Source organism: Shewanella vaxholmensis, from assembly GCF_031932135.1.
GTDB lineage: Bacteria > Pseudomonadota > Gammaproteobacteria > Enterobacterales > Shewanellaceae > Shewanella > Shewanella hafniensis.
This window is the reverse complement of sequence record NZ_JAUOEV010000008.1, coordinates 134,056-150,855: the sequence shown is the minus strand read 5'-3', so window position 1 is coordinate 150,855 and position 16,800 is coordinate 134,056. Positions and strand designations below refer to the sequence as shown.

16 protein-coding genes are annotated in these 16,800 nt (G+C 47.9%); 6 read left to right on the top strand and 10 right to left on the bottom strand.

Annotation, left to right across the window (positions count from 1 at the left end):
• Positions 1 to 26 precede the first annotated feature (26 nt).
• The 9 genes from gspK to gspC form a co-directional block, all read right to left on the bottom strand.
• Entirely contained in the window at positions 27 to 1,025 is a 999-nt protein-coding gene (gene gspK / locus Q4Q46_RS09500) for a type II secretion system minor pseudopilin GspK (RefSeq protein WP_311905824.1), read from the bottom strand.
• On the bottom strand, positions 1,022 to 1,795 hold the full coding sequence (gene gspJ, locus Q4Q46_RS09495; RefSeq protein ID WP_311905823.1) for a type II secretion system minor pseudopilin GspJ: 774 nt from the start codon (positions 1,793 to 1,795) through the stop codon (positions 1,022 to 1,024). The genes gspK and gspJ overlap by 4 nt, the downstream gene beginning before the upstream one ends.
• Positions 1,776 to 2,144, bottom strand: coding sequence for a type II secretion system minor pseudopilin GspI (gspI, locus tag Q4Q46_RS09490; RefSeq protein WP_006083643.1), 369 nt, complete (start codon positions 2,142 to 2,144; stop codon positions 1,776 to 1,778). Before gspI ends, gspJ begins: the two co-directional genes overlap by 20 nt.
• The gene (gspH, locus tag Q4Q46_RS09485; RefSeq protein ID WP_011848173.1) at positions 2,131 to 2,706 is read right to left on the bottom strand and encodes a type II secretion system minor pseudopilin GspH; all 576 of its coding nucleotides are present in this window, start codon (positions 2,704 to 2,706) and stop codon (positions 2,131 to 2,133) included. Before gspH ends, gspI begins: the two co-directional genes overlap by 14 nt.
• A 1-nt stretch (position 2,707) precedes the next feature.
• Positions 2,708 to 3,142: a type II secretion system major pseudopilin GspG gene (gene gspG / locus Q4Q46_RS09480; protein ID WP_006083645.1), complete on the bottom strand. Its 435-nt coding sequence runs from the start codon at positions 3,140 to 3,142 to the stop codon at positions 2,708 to 2,710.
• A 63-nt stretch (positions 3,143 to 3,205) separates the two neighbouring features.
• Entirely contained in the window at positions 3,206 to 4,429 is a 1,224-nt protein-coding gene (gspF, locus tag Q4Q46_RS09475; RefSeq protein ID WP_311905822.1) for a type II secretion system inner membrane protein GspF, read from the bottom strand.
• Between the two features lie 3 nt (positions 4,430 to 4,432).
• The gene (gspE, locus tag Q4Q46_RS09470) at positions 4,433 to 5,998 is read right to left on the bottom strand and encodes a type II secretion system ATPase GspE (RefSeq protein WP_311905821.1); all 1,566 of its coding nucleotides are present in this window, start codon (positions 5,996 to 5,998) and stop codon (positions 4,433 to 4,435) included.
• Complete coding sequence (gene gspD, locus Q4Q46_RS09465; protein ID WP_311905820.1) at positions 5,991 to 8,105, bottom strand: type II secretion system secretin GspD; 2,115 nt, start codon at positions 8,103 to 8,105, stop codon at positions 5,991 to 5,993. Before gspD ends, gspE begins: the two co-directional genes overlap by 8 nt.
• Positions 8,106 to 8,129: 24 nt before the next feature.
• A complete protein-coding gene (gspC, locus tag Q4Q46_RS09460; protein ID WP_311905819.1) occupies positions 8,130 to 9,059 on the bottom strand; it encodes a type II secretion system protein GspC in 930 nt (309 codons plus the stop codon).
• A 253-nt stretch (positions 9,060 to 9,312) separates the two neighbouring features.
• Here gspC and hslR point away from each other — a divergent pair, with 253 nt between their 5' ends.
• The 4 genes from hslR to Q4Q46_RS09440 all read left to right on the top strand — a co-directional run bounded on the left by hslR (position 9,313) and on the right by Q4Q46_RS09440 (position 14,148).
• The gene (hslR, locus tag Q4Q46_RS09455; protein ID WP_107946231.1) at positions 9,313 to 9,711 is read left to right on the top strand and encodes a ribosome-associated heat shock protein Hsp15; all 399 of its coding nucleotides are present in this window, start codon (positions 9,313 to 9,315) and stop codon (positions 9,709 to 9,711) included.
• A gap of 14 nt (positions 9,712 to 9,725) precedes the next feature.
• Positions 9,726 to 10,586: an Hsp33 family molecular chaperone HslO gene (gene hslO / locus Q4Q46_RS09450; protein WP_115335977.1), complete on the top strand. Its 861-nt coding sequence runs from the start codon at positions 9,726 to 9,728 to the stop codon at positions 10,584 to 10,586.
• Between the two features lie 212 nt (positions 10,587 to 10,798).
• A complete protein-coding gene (locus tag Q4Q46_RS09445; protein ID WP_259483935.1) occupies positions 10,799 to 12,340 on the top strand; it encodes a phosphoenolpyruvate carboxykinase in 1,542 nt (513 codons plus the stop codon).
• Positions 12,341 to 12,588: 248 nt separating this feature from the next.
• Complete coding sequence (locus Q4Q46_RS09440) at positions 12,589 to 14,148, top strand: AbgT family transporter (RefSeq protein WP_311905818.1); 1,560 nt, start codon at positions 12,589 to 12,591, stop codon at positions 14,146 to 14,148.
• 119 nt (positions 14,149 to 14,267) lie between these two features.
• Here the strand turns inward: Q4Q46_RS09440 and Q4Q46_RS09435 are convergent, their stop codons facing one another.
• A complete protein-coding gene (locus Q4Q46_RS09435; RefSeq protein ID WP_311905817.1) occupies positions 14,268 to 15,731 on the bottom strand; it encodes an OmpA family protein in 1,464 nt (487 codons plus the stop codon).
• A gap of 386 nt (positions 15,732 to 16,117) precedes the next feature.
• Between Q4Q46_RS09435 and Q4Q46_RS09430 the strand changes: the two genes are divergently transcribed.
• Entirely contained in the window at positions 16,118 to 16,393 is a 276-nt protein-coding gene (locus Q4Q46_RS09430) for a Flp family type IVb pilin (protein WP_311905816.1), read from the top strand.
• Between the two features lie 97 nt (positions 16,394 to 16,490).
• Positions 16,491 to 16,790 carry a Flp family type IVb pilin gene (locus tag Q4Q46_RS09425; RefSeq protein WP_311905815.1) on the top strand — a complete coding sequence of 100 codons (300 nt, stop codon included), beginning with the start codon at positions 16,491 to 16,493 and terminating at the stop codon, positions 16,788 to 16,790.
• Positions 16,791 to 16,800: the final 10 nt, after the last annotated feature.

Genomic DNA, 16,800 nt, shown 5'->3' with positions numbered 1-16,800 from the left:
CAGATTCTGCCGGGTGAGCACTGCCATTATTTTTGGCCACCAAACTGACGGGTGAGCACTTCCATTTTGTTGCCGCCGCCCTTTTTGAGCACGCTTTCCATTCTAAACACGGCGTTATCGACTTTAGCCCCCGAGGCCAACAGAAAATATTGGCTATCGATGACAAAACTCGACTTCATGGCACCTTCCCACTTGATCGAGCCCATAGACGAGCTTTCATAAAAATCTTCGATTTTGGCAAAGCCATCGCTGGGGCGTTGGTTGATGATACTTTCTGCTTCGCCGACCGAAATCTGATTATCGAGCATGCCAGCTAATAACGCCGCTTGCTCAACTTCTAAGGTATTGACGTTAAGCAATTGACTATCATTGCCTGGGATCACACAAACATAGGGCAAGAGTTTCAAATAGATATCTTGGGTGTATCCCATCACCGCCCGTAACTCACTGCGATGATTCATCAGCGTATTGGCCGCACGGTAAGGTACATTACGCGCTTCGTATTCGGCATCTTCGGCACCATAAGGGCTGGCCGTGGTGTCATCGTCGATATAATCTTTTAAGGTCTGAGTCAGACGGTCCGCACTAAAGTCGTCCATCCCTAAGCTCACCAACAAAGCCTTATATTGCTTCGCCGCCAACGGCAGCTTAGGTTGACCGTTTTCCACCTCTTTCGTGGTCGCGGACAAGGCATTTAAATTAAAACAGGCACGCATGTCAGTGATCTTGCCCGCGATTTCACCGTATTCCGTTGGAAACACCACATCGGCCATGGCCCAATATTGTTGCCTGTGGACTCGACCTTCAGAGTCATCTAAATCTTGTTTTAAAATCTTCTTCGCCAATTCTTCGGCGGAAATCGCATACCAATAAGCTTGATCGTACTGGGCCAAGTTTAAGGTTCGGCGCATGGACAACTGATTACGGCCAGTGATATTTGTCGCGATGATCACCACCATAGCCACTATCAAGAGCACAACGATCAGTGCAACGCCGCGCTGTTTAGACCGAGATTGGGTTCTCATTCGCGGCCCTCAGCATCAGGATCACCGTCTCCGGTATCGCCAGAATCTGGGTCACCAGAACCATTGCCTGTTCCACTGCCATCGTCGTTTTTATCTTTGTTAGCATCGTCCGGATTTTCGTCTTTATTATCATCATCCTTAGACTTGTCAGGTGCGACAGCACCTAGCGGCAGCAAGAACTTACGTTGGATCTTGCCTAAGCCTTCAATCTCAATTTCCATGGCGATCGCTTTAGGCAACTTAGTCGCCTCGACTTTGCGCTCCCACTTGTCATCCATAAAGAAGGAATATTCCACCGACAATACTTTATCTATGACCACTGTCTTAATCGGCTCGGCACCAAATTCAGGCTCAGGATAAGGAAAATACCAACGCTCCAGTCGCCCTTCGTGCACCACATACGCCACAGACTGTAAGCTGCCCCGCGGTAATAAACCGTCGGGATTTAACCAACCTAAACGGTAAAACACTAAGGCTTCCGATTCCGAGTCTAAGATATCATTGCCCGTTTGGAAGACGGTCGAACCTCGACCCCCTTCAAGTAATCTGGGTGTGCGTGCCACCATTTGGGCGAGATCCCGCTCAATCGCACCAAAACCTTGCTGTAGAGCTTTAAGCCGAGTTGAAAACGCGCGCGTCACTTCATCGTTAGTCAGCACAGTGCTGAGTACCGCATTAGAAGCCAAACCTATCATGGCGAAAATCGCGATAGCGATCAGCATTTCTAGCAGGGTAAATCCCCGCTGCACACTAGTCAGTTTTAAGGACATAACTGCTCACTTGTGCTGCAATACGCTGATATCGTTCGTCTTCACTCACGCTAATCCGGATCATGCGAAAATTATCGTCCGTGGTTTTCACCACTTCTTTACGCCAATACCAATCCTTTCCTGCGAGTTCAACTTGGCCTTCTTTTTTACCGATTTCAGGAAACTGCGGCTCAAGTCTGGCATCGACCATCTGATTATCGGCCACCCACTGTGCCAAAGTGCGCGATTCCAGAATCGGCATGTTGGCCATCTGCTCACCCAAACTTTTAGTGATGGACACGGCCGCAATCGAAAACACGGCAAGGGCCACAATCACTTCGAGTAAGGTCATGCCCTTAGCGCGTTTCATCGGGACGCCCTATGGTTAATCTGCCCAGCGCATCGCCGACCACTAACGCTTCGGCCTGCTGACCTTTGTCAGTTTTGGCGATAAACGTCAGCTCAAAAGCGCTCATTTCGCCGCTCGGGAATAGCATGACCTGTGGCTCAGGATGTTTCTTCTTGTCATCGGCAGAGGGCTCAATCAGTGGTTCTTCAAACCAAGAATCGTCTTCTTCATCGTCTTGTACCAAAGGCAAACCATCGAGCACTAAGTTCATCACGACACCCGGCTCCATCTGCTTTTCAGACAAGAGCCTGTCTTTATCCAAAGGCTCCCACTTACCGTCTTTATAAAAAACAAACTGATAACTGGTTTTCTCAATCACAATACCAATAAATTGGCCACTCAAAACGGTCTCATCGAGCACCATTTCAGTGGCAGCGATAAACTGCCGCGCCGTTCTATCTAAGGCCTGTTGTGGGCCCGAATTACCGATAGACATAGTCACGGCCGCTGCCGTGAGTCCCATCAACAAGATCACTAGCATCACCTCCATTAAGGTGAAACCAGCGTGGCGCAGCTTTAACATCTTATTGGAAATTCTGTAAATTCCAGTTACCGATGTCATCTTCGGTACCTGGTTGACCATCTGGGCCTGCTGTGAATATATCTAGCTTGCCGTTTTCGCCAGGGCTGAGCAGCAAGTACTTATTGCGCCATGGATCTTCTGGCAGACGTTTTACATAACCATCTTCACGGTAATTACGTGGCTCAGGTGAAATCGTTGGCTTTTGCACTAAGGCTTCTAAACCTTGTTCGGTAGTTGGGTAGATGCCGTTATCTAACTTGTACATATCTAAGGCATTTTCGAGCGCGACTATGTCAGATACCGCTTTTTGTTGGTCAGCTTTATCTTTGTTACCCATTAAGTTAGGCACCACCATAGAGGCTAAAATCCCTAAAATAACGATAACTACCATCACTTCGAGTAAGGTAAAACCTTGATGTTTCTTGTTCATTTGCATCGACTACTTCTCCTAAAAAATCCTATGCCAATCGACTTGGTCATAATCCATAAATTCAAAAAATTAACCGCTAATCAAGTTATTCAAGGCTAAGATTGGCTGCAGAATCGCCATCACGATAAACAGCACCACACACGCCATACTCACCACCAGCATGGGTTCAAATACCCCCAGTGCTATGTTGACGTTGCCCTCGAATTCCCTGTCTTGGTTATCGGCGGCGCGTTCTAACATTTGCTCAAGCTGACCACTCTTTTCGCCCGAGGCAATCATGTATAACATCATTGCCGGAAACAACTTAGTATTAGTCAATGCCACACCTAAGCTAGTTCCTTCACGCACCCGCGCAGTCGCATCATCCACTGCAGCCCGCACACGCACATTCTGCAATACTTCACTGGCGATACGCATACCGTCGAGCAAAGGCACAGAGCTTGCGGATAAGATACTTAAGGTTCGCGCAAAACGTGCCGTATTTAAGCCCTTACTCACGCGGCCCACAACCGGCATGCTCAATAGAAAATTGTCGTACTTCATTCGAAACGCAGGCGACTTTAACATGCGGCGAAAGAGTGCGAATAGCATCACGAGGGCGATAACGACAAACACACCGTAGTTTTGTACAAAGTCAGAGGCCGAAATCAAGAAGCGTGTCGAAGCGGGTAACTCGGCGCCCATGTGTTCAAACTGTCCAACCACTTTTGGCACCACCGCCGCCAGCAGGATGGAAATCACCCCAATCGCCACTGTGGTCAATACCGCAGGATAAATCATGGCTTGAGTCAACTTAGATTTAAGCTGTTGGCGTCGCTCTGTGTAATCCGCCAATCGATTGAGCACCACTTCTAAGTGACCGGACTTTTCACCCGAGGCCACCATGGCACGGTATAAATCATCGAAAATGTGTGGAAATTCGGCCAAGGAATCGGCCAGACTATAACCTTCAACCACCCGTGAACGTACCGCCATGATCATACTCGCAAGGCGATCTTTCTCGCATTGCTGACCAACGGCTTTAAGGGATTCTTCAATCGGTAAACCCGCGGCCACTAAGGTCGCGATTTGACGGGTGATCAAGGCTAATTCAGCGACCGAGATACCCCGTTTGAAAAACGAAAAGCTGCTGCTCTTAGCTTTGGCTTCTTTTTCGGAAACAGGCAGAATTTCCAAGGGCATCATGCGCTGATCGCGCAACTGGCTACGGGCGTGTCTGGCGGTATCCGCCTCGATTACGCCCTTAAGCTGCTTTCCCTTGGCATCCAATGCCTTATATTCAAATGCTGGCATAAATTACTCCTCGCGAGTCACACGTAGCACTTCTTCGAGAGTGGTGATGCCCGCAAGCACTTTGCTCATGCCATCGTGACGAATGCTCGGCACAAACTGACGGATATACTTTTCGATAGCTAACTCACCGCGGCCGCCATGGATCAATTCGCGGACATTGTCGTCAACCAGCAATAACTCATGAATACCCGTTCGACCACGGTAGCCATTGTTACCACAGGATTTACAGCCATTGGCACGGAAAATACGTCTGTCGTCATCGGCAGCGATGCCCAGTAACTCACGCTCACGCGCATCGGGCACGTGCTCGATTTTACATTTTGGACAAAGGGTACGGATCAAACGTTGCGCCAACACACCGAGCAAACTCGATGATACGAGGAATGGCTCAACGCCCATGTCTTGCAGACGCGTTATCGCGCCAGACGCTGTGTTGGTATGCAGGGTTGAAATCACCATGTGACCAGTGAGTGATGCTTGCACCGCAATTTGTGCGGTTTCCAAGTCACGGATTTCACCTATCATCACCACATCGGGATCTTGACGCAAAATCGCGCGCAGACCTCGGGCGAAGGTCATGTCAGCCTTAATGTTAACTTGGGTTTGACCGATACCGTCTAGCTCGTATTCGATTGGGTCTTCCACGGTAAGAATGTTGGTATCTTTTGAGTTGATCTCAGTCAGACCCGCATACAAGGTGGTACTTTTACCCGAACCCGTTGGGCCAGTGACCAGAATGATGCCGTGGGGGCGACGGATAAGATCTTCAAACTTAACCCGAATACCATCGGTCATCCCCAATTGTTCTAAATCGAGGTTACCGGTATTTTTATCCAGCAAACGCAGCACAACACGCTCGCCGTGGCTCGATGGCATGGTCGATACCCGCACATCCACGGCACGACCTGCAATACGCAGGGAAATACGGCCATCTTGTGGTACACGTTTTTCGGCGATATCGAGGCGCGCCATCACCTTAATCCGCGACACTAATAGCGACGACAACTTACGGTTTGGCTTGAGGACTTCCTTGAGCACACCATCGATGCGGAAACGCACCACCAGCTGTTTCTCGTAGGTTTCGATGTGGATATCCGACGCTTCTTCTTTAATCGCTTCAGATAACAAGGCATTAATCAGTTTGATGATAGGCGCGTCATCATCACCTTCGAGCAAGTCTTCGGTCTGCGGCAGCTCTTCGGCAAGGGTGAATAAATCCATCTCGTTGCCGATGTCTTCCATCAACTGCTGCGCTTCAGACGAGTTCGCCTGATAGGCTTGAGTGAGTTTGGCCTCAAACTTCGCGACTTCGAGCTTAACCAAAGGCAAATCGACACCCGAATAACGCCGTGCTTCGAGCATGGCCGTTAACGGTGTTTTGCTGGTATAAAACAAGCTCAACTCGCCCGTTTCACCCGGCGCAAGCACCACATCGTGGCGATGGGCAAAGGCAAAGGGTAAACGCTCTTTACTGCTCGAACGAAACACCTCATCACCTTCAGCTTCCAGACCTAGCTCATTGGAGACTTGGCTGAGGTCATCGACTTGGGATAATTGTATTTCACTCATTGGTTTTATCTTTATTCTTGTTTTCTTCCAGTGACTTTAAGGTCGGATCCGTTTGGCGCATCTGGGCATCTAAACCTTTGCCTTCTTTATAACGCTCTAAAATCGCGTTAACTTCTGGCGGTAAATACTCTGATTGATTCCATTCTTCCAACACAGGCACTTTAGTATTTGGCATTAAGCTGACGCCACGTTCTTGCTGCTCAAGTTGTAATGCTCTGAAATAGTTATATTTGCGCCCAGCAATCCCTTCCATTGTGATGCCATCACGGATAATGGTTGGTTTGATGAAGATCATCAGGTTTTTCTTGGTCTTTTTGCTCGAAGAAGATTTAAATAAGTGGCCAATGATGGGGATATCCCCCAAAAACGGTACTTTTTGTATGCTTTCTTGCACTTCTTCGTTGATCAAGCCACCCAGAACCACGATTTGCCCTGAATCAGCCATAACAGTGGTGGTTAAACGGCGAGTCGCAAAGGAAATATCCACCCCTGTGTTACCGTTAACCCCTGACACTTCCTGCTCAATCGTCAGCTTAACCGCATTACCTTCGTTGATCTGCGGCACCACTTTCAGCTTAACCCCAACCTCTTTACGTTCAACGGTTTGGAATGGGTTACTGTTGCTCGAACTGGCGGTAGAGCCCGTCAGAATAGGCACTTCATCACCGACGATGAAAGACGCTTCTTGGTTATCTAAGGTGGTAATCGACGGTGTCGCCAGTACGTTTGAGTTAGTGTCACTCGACACGGCTTGAATTAAGGCACCAAAGTCGCCCATGGCCACGCCCCATGCCATACCGTTCACTTTACCCAAAGCTTGGGCGAGCAAGGTAACATCACCTTGTTTATCTGGATTTCGCTTACAATTGTCTAAATTAGTGCCAGAACAAACAAGATCCCCCTCGGTAGGCTGTGCAGCCCAAACACCCGCACCAATCTCACCGATAGTTGGGCCTAAGTTATTAAACTGAGTGCCGCCGCCCGCTTTAGCCGCCCATTGCACCCCGAAGCCAACGTTATCGCCCTCAGCCACTTCCACGATAATCGCTTCAACTAACACTTGAGCACGGCGAATATCGAGCTGATTAATCACGCTCTCGATAGTGCGCATTTGATCGGGCTCGGCGCTGATCACTAAGGCATTGGTTTCAGTATGCGCCATAATATTGATTTCATTACGGCGTTTACCACCAGCAGCCTGAGCACTTGGGTCTTTATCACCCTCTAATTTTTGGGCAAACCCTGTCAGCACTTCAACCAAATCTTCGGCCTTGGCATAACGTAAGTAACGCACCTTAGTGTTGCCCGTACTGGCTTGCTCGGCATCGAGACGATGGATAAGCTCGACCACACGTTGGCGACTCTTTTCATCACCGCTAACAACCACTGCGTTGATGCGTTCGTCGGCAACCACTTTTGGCGCTTGGCCTGGCAATTGAGCCTGGTTAGCCGTGGCACGGTAAAGGGTATCGATAATTCGTACCATTTCACCGGCGGAGGCGAACTCTAACGGCACCACTTGTACTGAGGTGTCGCCCTGCTTATCTACGCGGCGGACAATTTCAACCAACTTATTCACCACAGCAGCGCGACCAGACAACATCAAGACGTTGGAGGGATCGTAGTTCACTACGTTACCGCCACCCGCGTTATCATTTAATTGGCGTAACAGCGGAGCTAATTGCTTGGCCTCAGTGTTATACAGCGCCACGATACGCGTGACCATCTCATCGCCTATCCCAGGTTCTGCATCGTTAGCCACTCGGATTGCTGCAGTTTTGGCGTCTTTGTCTTTGATGACTTTGATGACGTTATTTTCCATCTCGACGATGGCATAACCGTAGACTTGTAATACGTTGAGGAAGAACTGGTAATACTGTTCATCGTTCAGCAGATCATAACTGCGAACGTTAATTTTGCCGCGGATCGTCGGGTCGACTATGATGGTCTTGTTCAAGTTTTTACCAACTATGTTGATAAACTCTTGAATATCCGTGCCCTTAAAGTTGGCCGCATACTGTTCAGACCAAGCGAACTGGGAGGAGAACATGGCTGCACCCGCAACAATCCCTGCAATCAGCTTGCGTCGAATCCTTTTGTTATTCATTCTTTTTCTTTCCTCTAACGCGTGTTATTGCGGCAAACTAAACATGATTTCAACCAATTGTCCTTCCCGTTCAACCATAATTGATACTTCGGTTAACTCGGATAATTGGCTCATCATTTCTAACGCCTGACTCATTACGGTCAAGTCGTATCCATTAATCGATTTGGCTAAATCATTGGCTTTAAAACCCGCCTGCTTGAACAAATTGGCGTCTTTACCCGGATTCAAACGATAACCCGCCACAGAATCGCCCTGTCTCACAGGTGAAATGGCAATGTAATCGGTGATCTTACTGGGGTCGGCTAACAATTCGGTGCGGGATTCGGCGAGTTCTTGGGAGATTTCGGCATTTTTACGTTGATCGACACGGCTCACTGCCGAGTCCGCCTTATTGCTTTTAGCTTGTTGTAATTGCTGATTAGCAGGGCTTTGGCTGGTATAGACTAAGCCATCGAGCATTAAGGTCTCGTAACGGCCAGCGTTAGTGATGATGATACGGTCGGCATAGACTTCTTTGAGTGATGCAGAAGTGCCCTTGATCTTATCACCTAAACTGTAGGTTTCTTGGCTGCCGCTGGACTCAATAATCGCTAAGCCTTTTTGGTCGGCCGTCGATGCGACAACCCCAGTCAGCTGAATTGAAAGTGTAGTCTTAGGTGCGTCGGTCACAGTCTCAACGACTTCGACTTTAGGTTTATCAGATGTCGCATCCGCCTTACCAAAGAGTCCAAGCTGCTGCAGACCTGCGAGATCAACCTGACCGGCACCTTTGCCATTCACGCTTACGGGCGTTGGGGACCAAGCACTGGCAGATGAGTGAGTAGGCACTAATTTCCATGTAATTTGCGCAGCTAACAACATGATCACAATAAAGCCCAACCAGAAGACAATCCGGCTTAGGAGTTTATGGGGCATGCCAATGGCTTTTGCGATAACTTTATCTAATAAATCCATATTTTATGTGGACCCTCGATACAGGTCTCTGTTCTGATTATAATAATTAGGCAATAACCGCCTCATGCTAACCTAGGCTGCATTTGGCAACAAGCCCATAACAGCATTCAAATTGGCGAAAATAGGCCAATTATGCTAACTTTGCCCGCCACAAAAGGGTGTGAAGCACGCCACCCTTTAACATAATAGAAATGCACTTCACGCATTTTCTTACTCGGCATGTGAACTCATCGATCTTTTAGCTGGAGACACTATGACGCAAAGTCAAAGCGACAAAACAGACATTCGACTCGATAAGTGGCTTTGGGCTGCACGTTTCTATAAAACCCGTGCCATCGCCAAAGAAATGATTAACGGCGGCAAAGTACATTACAACGGCCAGCGCGCCAAATCTAGTAGGAATGCCGAGATAGGCGCCGTCCTTAAGATACGCCAAGGATATGACGATAAAGAGATCGTCATAAAAAAATTATCGCAATTACGCCAAAGTGGTGCGATTGCACAAGAATTGTACGAAGAAACCGCGACAAGTCTGGCTAAACGGGCCATTAATGCTGAGCAACGACGTCTCCACATGCTCAATAACCCGATACCCGATCAGAAACCAGATAAAAAGCAACGACGTCAGCTCATGCGCTTTAAAGACCTTTAACAGTGAGATACACGATGAACCAAGATACTTTACACCGCTACTTGTTCGACAATGCCGATGTGCGTGGTGAACTGGTGCAGTTACAAGACAGCTATCAACAAGTGATCAGCGCCCAAGAATATCCAGCCGTACTGCAAGTGCTGTTGGGTGAATTAATGGCGGCCACCTCGCTATTAACCGCGACATTAAAATTTAGCGGCGATATCAGCGTGCAGCTACAAGGCAACGGCCCTGTTTCTTTAGCGGTGATCAACGGTAACAATCTACAAGAGTTACGCGGTGTGGCTCGCTGGAATGCTGAACTTGCCGATGATGCTAGCCTTACCGATCTGTTCGGTCAGGGCTATATGGTCATCACCTTAACACCCGACGAAGGTGAGCGCTACCAAGGTGTGGTCGCACTGGACAAGCCAACACTTGCGGCCTGTGTTGAAGAATACTTCAATCAATCTGAACAGTTACCAACAGGCATTTGGTTATTTGCCGACGGCAAACAAGCGGCGGGCATGTTCCTACAAATTCTGCCAAGCCAGCAAGATCACAACGCCGACTTCGAACACTTGAGCCAACTAACGTCGACCATCAAGGCCGAAGAGTTATTCACTCTTGATGCAGAAAGCGTATTACATCGCCTCTATCATCAGGAAGAAGTGCGCCTATTCGATCCTATCGATGTGAGCTTTAAATGCACCTGTTCCCATGAACGCAGTGCCGGCGCGATCAAGACCTTAGATCAAGCTGAAATCGAAGCCATTCTCGCCGAAGACGGCAAGATCGAAATGGGCTGCGAATATTGCCACGCAAAATACATTTTTGATGCCATAGACGTAGCGGCATTATTTGCGAACGGTCAGACGTCAACGACCCAGCAATAATCGGTTAAACGGATCATCAAAGTTAAACAATATGGGCGCCCGATTCGGCGCCCATTTTTTATTCATACCCACAATCCCCTCACACATTGCACTCGGCTTAGGCTACAATCGCCTCACTTTGTTACCTAGCAAAGCTTAGGTAATAAATAAAATAAAATCGGCAGACGATCGATAACAAAAAATAACCTTACAAATCAAATGGAGACCTCACTATGGCGGATGGATTAAACCGCGTTCACTTTAACCCCTCAACAGCACAACTTGTCGAATTTGCCCTGCTACGCGGCGAAGGTGAATTGACAGCCAATGGCGCATTAGTCGCTAAAACAGGCGCTCGCAGTGGTCGCTCACCCGGCGATCGTTTTATCGTAAGAGAACCCAGTTCAGAAGCAGACATCGAATGGGGCCCAGTCAATCAAGCTTTCGACCCCGGTGCTTTTGAAGGTTTATGGGCGCGGGTAGAAGCTTACCTAGCCGATAAAGAACTGTTTGTATCTGACCTCGAAGTCGGTGCCGATACTGAGCATTACCAACCAGTACGTGTCACCACGCAATACGCTTGGCACCAACTGTTCGCCCGCAACCTTTTTATCATCCCAGAAGAATTTAACCGTAAAGACAAGCCAGTGTGGCAGATCATCAATGCCCCTGACTTTGTTTGCGATCCCGCGCGTGATGGCACTAACTCAGATGCAGCCGTGATTTTAAACTTCGCCGAACGTAAAGTGCTGCTAGCTGGCCTGAAATACGCTGGCGAAATGAAAAAGTCTATGTTTTCTGTACAAAACTTCCTGCTGCCAGCCCAAGGCGTGCTACCTATGCACTGCTCGGCTAACGTGGGTAAAGATGGCGACACTACGCTATTTTTCGGTTTATCTGGCACAGGTAAAACCACACTCTCTGCCGATCCAAAACGCTTCCTGATCGGTGACGATGAACACGGCTGGGCACCTGGCGGCGTATTCAATATTGAAGGCGGTTGCTACGCCAAATGTATCGACCTGAGCCAGAAGAATGAGCCTGTTATTTGGGATGCGATTCGTTTCGGTACTGTGCTCGAAAACGTCGTTATGGACGAACACCGCGTACCCAACTACAAAGACAGCAGCCTAACGGAAAATACTCGCGCAGCGTATCCGCTGGAGCACATCGCCCAACGTAAAGAAGACAACTGCGGCGCCGAGCCACATGCGGTTGTGTTCTTAACCTGCGACGTGTCTGGCGTATTACCACCGGTTTCTATCCTGACCAAAGAACAAGCGGCATACCACTTCTTGTCTGGCTATACCGCTAAAGTGGGCTCGACTGAAATCGGCTCAACCTCGGCGATCCAATCGACCTTCTCAACCTGCTTCGGTGCACCTTTCTTCCCACGCCCTGCAGGCGTGTACGCAGAACTGTTAATGAAGCGCATTGAGTCATTCGGTAGCCAAGTGTACTTAGTTAACACTGGCTGGACTGGCGGCCCACACGGTGTGGGTAAACGTTTTGACATCCCCACCACCCGCGCCATCGTCGATGCGATTGTCAGCGGTGAGTTGAAAGATGTTGAAACCGTCCACTTAGACACGCTGAATCTGGCCGTGCCTGTGGCAGTCACAGGCGTAGACAGCAACTTACTCAATCCAATCAACACTTGGGGCGATAAAGCGCTATATGCTGAATACGCCCAAAAACTGGCCGAAGCTTTCACTAAGAACTTCGCTAAGTACCAAGTGTCAGATGCCATCCGTAACGCAGGCCCAAAGGCATAAGCGGTTAGCGGATTCATTTAGATAATGTAATCAAACACATTGTTGAGTAAAAAAGCGCGGGTTCAGTCATGAACCCGCGCTTTTTATTTGCCTATGGATTTTATGACTAATAGCCAGCCGCACTAAAGTCACTGCGATAGATTTTTATGTGTTTTATTTCTTATCGATTAGTTAAACCAAGCTTAAATTAATGCTGCGTTTTTATAATCACAGATAACAATCATCATTTTTTAGGAAGCGGCACCCAAATGGAAAACCATAAACCTGTCACTGGATTCCAGCGATTTCTCAATGGCGTCGAAGTCGTCGGCAATAAACTGCCCGATCCGGCGGTGTTATTTGCGATGTTTCTGGGCCTAGTCTGGCTGATCTCTTGGGGATTATCGGGTGTCAGTTTTGATGAAATCGACCCTCGTACGGGCAACCCCATTCAAGTCGTGAATATGCTCGAAGGCGGCGCACTGACTGCATTTACCTCGAACATAGTCTCCACTTTTGTGACTTTCCCGCCGCTCGGTGTCGTGCTAGTTGCTATGCTGGGGCTTGGCGTGGCTGAGCATACTGGCTTTATTAATGCTGGCCTGCGCTCGATTTTATCGGTGACCCCCAAGATGTTACTCACCCCGGTATTGATCGCCGTGGGTATCCTTAGCCATGTCGCGGTTGATGCGGGTTATGTACTGGTGATCCCACTCGGCGCGGTGATCTTCTATGCCGCGGGTCGTCATCCTCTAGCCGGTATTGCCGCCGCTTTTGCTGGCGTATCCGGCGGTTTTTCTGCAACCGTTGGCGTGCCATCGAGCCTTGACCCTATGTTAGCTGGCTTAACTCAGGCGGCGGCAAGATTATCGGCCGACCCAGCGGCTGCCACATTAACGATTAACCCACTGAATAACATCTTTTTTACTTCGGCTTCTGCCATTTTAATTATCTTAGTTGGCTGGTTCTTAACGGATAAAGTGATTGAGCCGCGCCTAAAAAACACAGCTGTGAATGGCGATCCCAGCACGCTCCCAACCCTAGATGAACTGCAACCCCATGAGCGCCGCGGTCTCAAATTCGCTATGGGCGCCATGTTGTTATGTGCCCTAGGACTGGTGTTTAGCGCCTATGGTGACAACTCTGCCTGGCGTGGTACTGACGGCGCCTTAACCAGTGCCTCGGCTCCCTTAATGCGCTCCATTGTGGCGATTATTTTTGTGTTCTTCCTCGTGCCAGGCATAGTCTATGGTTACGTCGCTGGCACGGCAAACAACCACAGAGCCATTATTCAAGGCATGAGTAAGTCCATGAGCGGTATGGGTTATTACATTGTCATGGCCTTCTTCTGCGCCCAATTTATTTATGCCTTTGGTCAATCCAATTTAGGCGCATTAATGGCGATTAAAGGCGCGTTGGCGCTAAAGGAATTGGCCCTTCCTATGGGTGTAACATTAGTGGGGATTGTGTTTCTCACCGCGTTAGTCAATCTATTAGTCGGCTCGGCGTCGGCCAAATGGGCCTTGATTGGTGCCATCATGGTGCCCATGTTGATGGAGCTGGGCGTATCGCCCGATCTGACTCAAGCCGCTTACCGCGTGGGCGACTCATCGACCAATATCATCACCCCGCTGATGCCTTATTTTCCGCTGATAGTGGTGTTTTGCCAAAAATACGTTAAGGAATCAGGCATAGGCACCCTTGTGGCGCTGATGCTGCCGTTTTCAATCAGTTTTCTGCTGCTTTGGAGCGGTTTCTTACTCGCTTACTGGGCCCTAGGCCTGCCATTAGGAATTGGCAGTTCACTCTCCTTCCCAGCACTATTTTAGCCTTAGCCTGAATATCGCTTAGCGGATACGTCGGCTGAGCGATCGCAGATAAACAAAAATGGCGCCAACTCGACAAGAGCTGACGCCATTTTTATATTCATTGAATCAAACGATTGGGCTTACTTAGTATCCGATCTCAGCACTAACTCCACTCGACGATTCTGTTGTTGCCCCGCCTCATCATTATTGCTGGCAATGGGAGCATGTTCACCAATACCCACAGCTTCAAGCTGTTGAGCTTTAATACCATGACTCGTGGTAAGCAACTTGACGACTGCAACAGCGCGGCGTTGGGATAGACCTTGGTTATAGGCTTGATTACCTTTGTCATCGGTATGACCCACCACATAAAATGCACGCTTAGGATTTGCCTTTAAGTAACTCGCAAGCACCTCGACAACGGGCTGCGCCTCGGGCAGCAACTTGTCGCTATCGTACTCGAATAGCAGCCCTTCTAAGGCAACATGCCCCTTGGCTTCGATTTGGTCGGTCAGCGCCTCAAGATTGATCCCCACGCGATCATCCTTAAGCTCAGTCTCCTCTAACACCCGCAAGTCGGTCCATAAGCCATCAATATAACCAAGGGTATAAGTGCTCACATGCACATTCCCCTCGGGGCGCGTTAAGGTATACCAAGCATAAAACTGGCTGTCTTCGTTACCAATGTTCACTAGAGAATCGATGGCTTTGATAAACCTATCCTCCCTACCACAGGCCTTTCCCTGACATTCAAATTGCGTCTCGAATCCGAGTTTAGTCAATGCCACCTTGTAGTTAGTGAACACCTCGTAACCCGAATATTCCTTTGGTATTGAATAGCCATTTTGAGTCAACTTACCCGCACGCTCCACCAGCACAGGCTTATTGCTTGCATCCATTGAAGACACAAATACTGTGCTGGCAAAGCCTTGGCGTTTAAAGTCCTGGATGTAGCTTCCATTTAGGCGGCTGATAAGCGGATGATCCTCGGCGCCATTCGTATCCTTCTTTTGATTATCTTTAAACTCGATTTGCTTAGGCGCCTGCTTTAAAAATGCGGCATTAACCGTGACTAAATCTAACGGCTCGGGGATCACCTCGAGCGTCGTAATATGAAGACCCGCAGAATCATCCATAACTGCTGCTTGTATGGCGGAATAAAACTCTTTTTGCTCATTCTTCACTCGAGCAAACAAGTAACCACTTTCAACACCAATAACACCATCCAACAGCGCAATTTTCTCTCGTAATAAGCGAGAATCACCACAAGCCTCAAGCAGACACTCGAATAGGACTTCGCCACCAAGCTTTTTAATCTGCTCACGGTAATTATCGAGAATATGCGCAGGGCTATATTCGGGCGCTAATTTGTATTTTTGCTGATGGACCTGACCGAAGATAGGCTTAAAACGATAGTCAGACCTTTGTTCACCCGCGCTGATAATAAAGGGATATTCGGCATAATGGCGCGTCAATTCATCCTTTAATTTCGCCGTAGGAAAAGGCGTAAATAATCCCTCATCCGCCGCCATTAACGACAAAGGCATTAGGCTCGTCGAAATAGCCAACAACCCCGCTAAATAACTCCGCTTAGAAACACGCATCAATATTTACCCTCCATAGAAATACTGCGGCGAAAAGTAACACTAAACGGAATGGTTCATAAGAAACATACAGAAAGTTAATACTTATGAATGACAATTAGGATAAGTATAATGAGAATCACACTAAGGCTATTGAGCACATATTACAGCTAAAACATCTCAATTCCCCTTCAACAAACACTCTCAACAATGATAAAAAATTTCAGTTCAACTTAAGTACTACAAACGAAGTAAACTTCTCATTTAGTAATGATTCATCAAACACCATGTAGATATCAAAAAACAATTGAAACAAATTGAAATAACTTAATACTTATGGTTGATTGTGTTCATTTGTTACGCAGTTAAAAATATACGCCGTATATTAATTCATCAATGGAGTGATTATGTTAAAAAGAAAATCCCGTGGTCAGGGCATGACCGAATATATCATTATCGTGGCTTTAATCGCAGTAGCCGCAATTGGCGTATATAGCTTCTTTGGCCAAACCATTCGTAACCAAGTAGCTGGTTTGTCGGCAGAAATGTCAGGTAATAGTTCATCAACACAAATTGGGGCTGCACAGAAATCGGCTACTAGTGCAACGAATGTGGCCAAAGAAAATTACAATTTAGGTAACTACGATAAAGCGGCCAATAGCAGTGCTGCTGGCACTAAATAAACGATAACTGCAAGAAGAGTACATAAATACTCTTCTTGCAGTTGTTTATTCCTATGGGTTTTCAACTTATATTCAAGATTAAAATGGATTTTAAATCATGATCTTAAAAAGACAATATGGTCAAGGCATGACCGAATATATCATCATCGTAGCTTTAATCGCAGTAGCTGCAATTGGCGTTTACAGTTTCTTTGGACAAACCATCCGTAACCAGGTAGCTGGATTATCTGCAGAAATGTCTGGAACTTCTGCCAGTCAACAAATCAGCGATGCAAAAGACTCTGCAAGTGCAGGAGCGGGTGTAGCGAATAAACAATATAACCTAGGCAACTACGATCAAGGTGCAAATAGCGCTAGTGGCGGTGCATCGAGTGGTGGCGGTGGTGGTAAAGATTAATCTTTAGTTT

Coding starts and splice junctions, on each gene's coding strand:
- gspK (WP_311905824.1), bottom strand. CDS start 1,025: ATGAGAACCCAATCTCGGTCTAAACAGCGCGGCGTTGCACTGATCGTT.
- gspJ (WP_311905823.1), bottom strand. CDS start 1,795: ATGTCCTTAAAACTGACTAGTGTGCAGCGGGGATTTACCCTGCTAGAA.
- gspI (WP_006083643.1), bottom strand. CDS start 2,144: ATGAAACGCGCTAAGGGCATGACCTTACTCGAAGTGATTGTGGCCCTT.
- gspH (WP_011848173.1), bottom strand. CDS start 2,706: ATGTTAAAGCTGCGCCACGCTGGTTTCACCTTAATGGAGGTGATGCTA.
- gspG (WP_006083645.1), bottom strand. CDS start 3,142: ATGCAAATGAACAAGAAACATCAAGGTTTTACCTTACTCGAAGTGATG.
- gspF (WP_311905822.1), bottom strand. CDS start 4,429: ATGCCAGCATTTGAATATAAGGCATTGGATGCCAAGGGAAAGCAGCTT.
- gspE (WP_311905821.1), bottom strand. CDS start 5,998: ATGAGTGAAATACAATTATCCCAAGTCGATGACCTCAGCCAAGTCTCC.
- gspD (WP_311905820.1), bottom strand. CDS start 8,105: ATGAATAACAAAAGGATTCGACGCAAGCTGATTGCAGGGATTGTTGCG.
- gspC (WP_311905819.1), bottom strand. CDS start 9,059: ATGGATTTATTAGATAAAGTTATCGCAAAAGCCATTGGCATGCCCCAT.
- hslR (WP_107946231.1), top strand. CDS start 9,313: ATGACGCAAAGTCAAAGCGACAAAACAGACATTCGACTCGATAAGTGG.
- hslO (WP_115335977.1), top strand. CDS start 9,726: ATGAACCAAGATACTTTACACCGCTACTTGTTCGACAATGCCGATGTG.
- Q4Q46_RS09445 (WP_259483935.1), top strand. CDS start 10,799: ATGGCGGATGGATTAAACCGCGTTCACTTTAACCCCTCAACAGCACAA.
- Q4Q46_RS09440 (WP_311905818.1), top strand. CDS start 12,589: ATGGAAAACCATAAACCTGTCACTGGATTCCAGCGATTTCTCAATGGC.
- Q4Q46_RS09435 (WP_311905817.1), bottom strand. CDS start 15,731: ATGCGTGTTTCTAAGCGGAGTTATTTAGCGGGGTTGTTGGCTATTTCG.
- Q4Q46_RS09430 (WP_311905816.1), top strand. CDS start 16,118: ATGTTAAAAAGAAAATCCCGTGGTCAGGGCATGACCGAATATATCATT.
- Q4Q46_RS09425 (WP_311905815.1), top strand. CDS start 16,491: ATGATCTTAAAAAGACAATATGGTCAAGGCATGACCGAATATATCATC.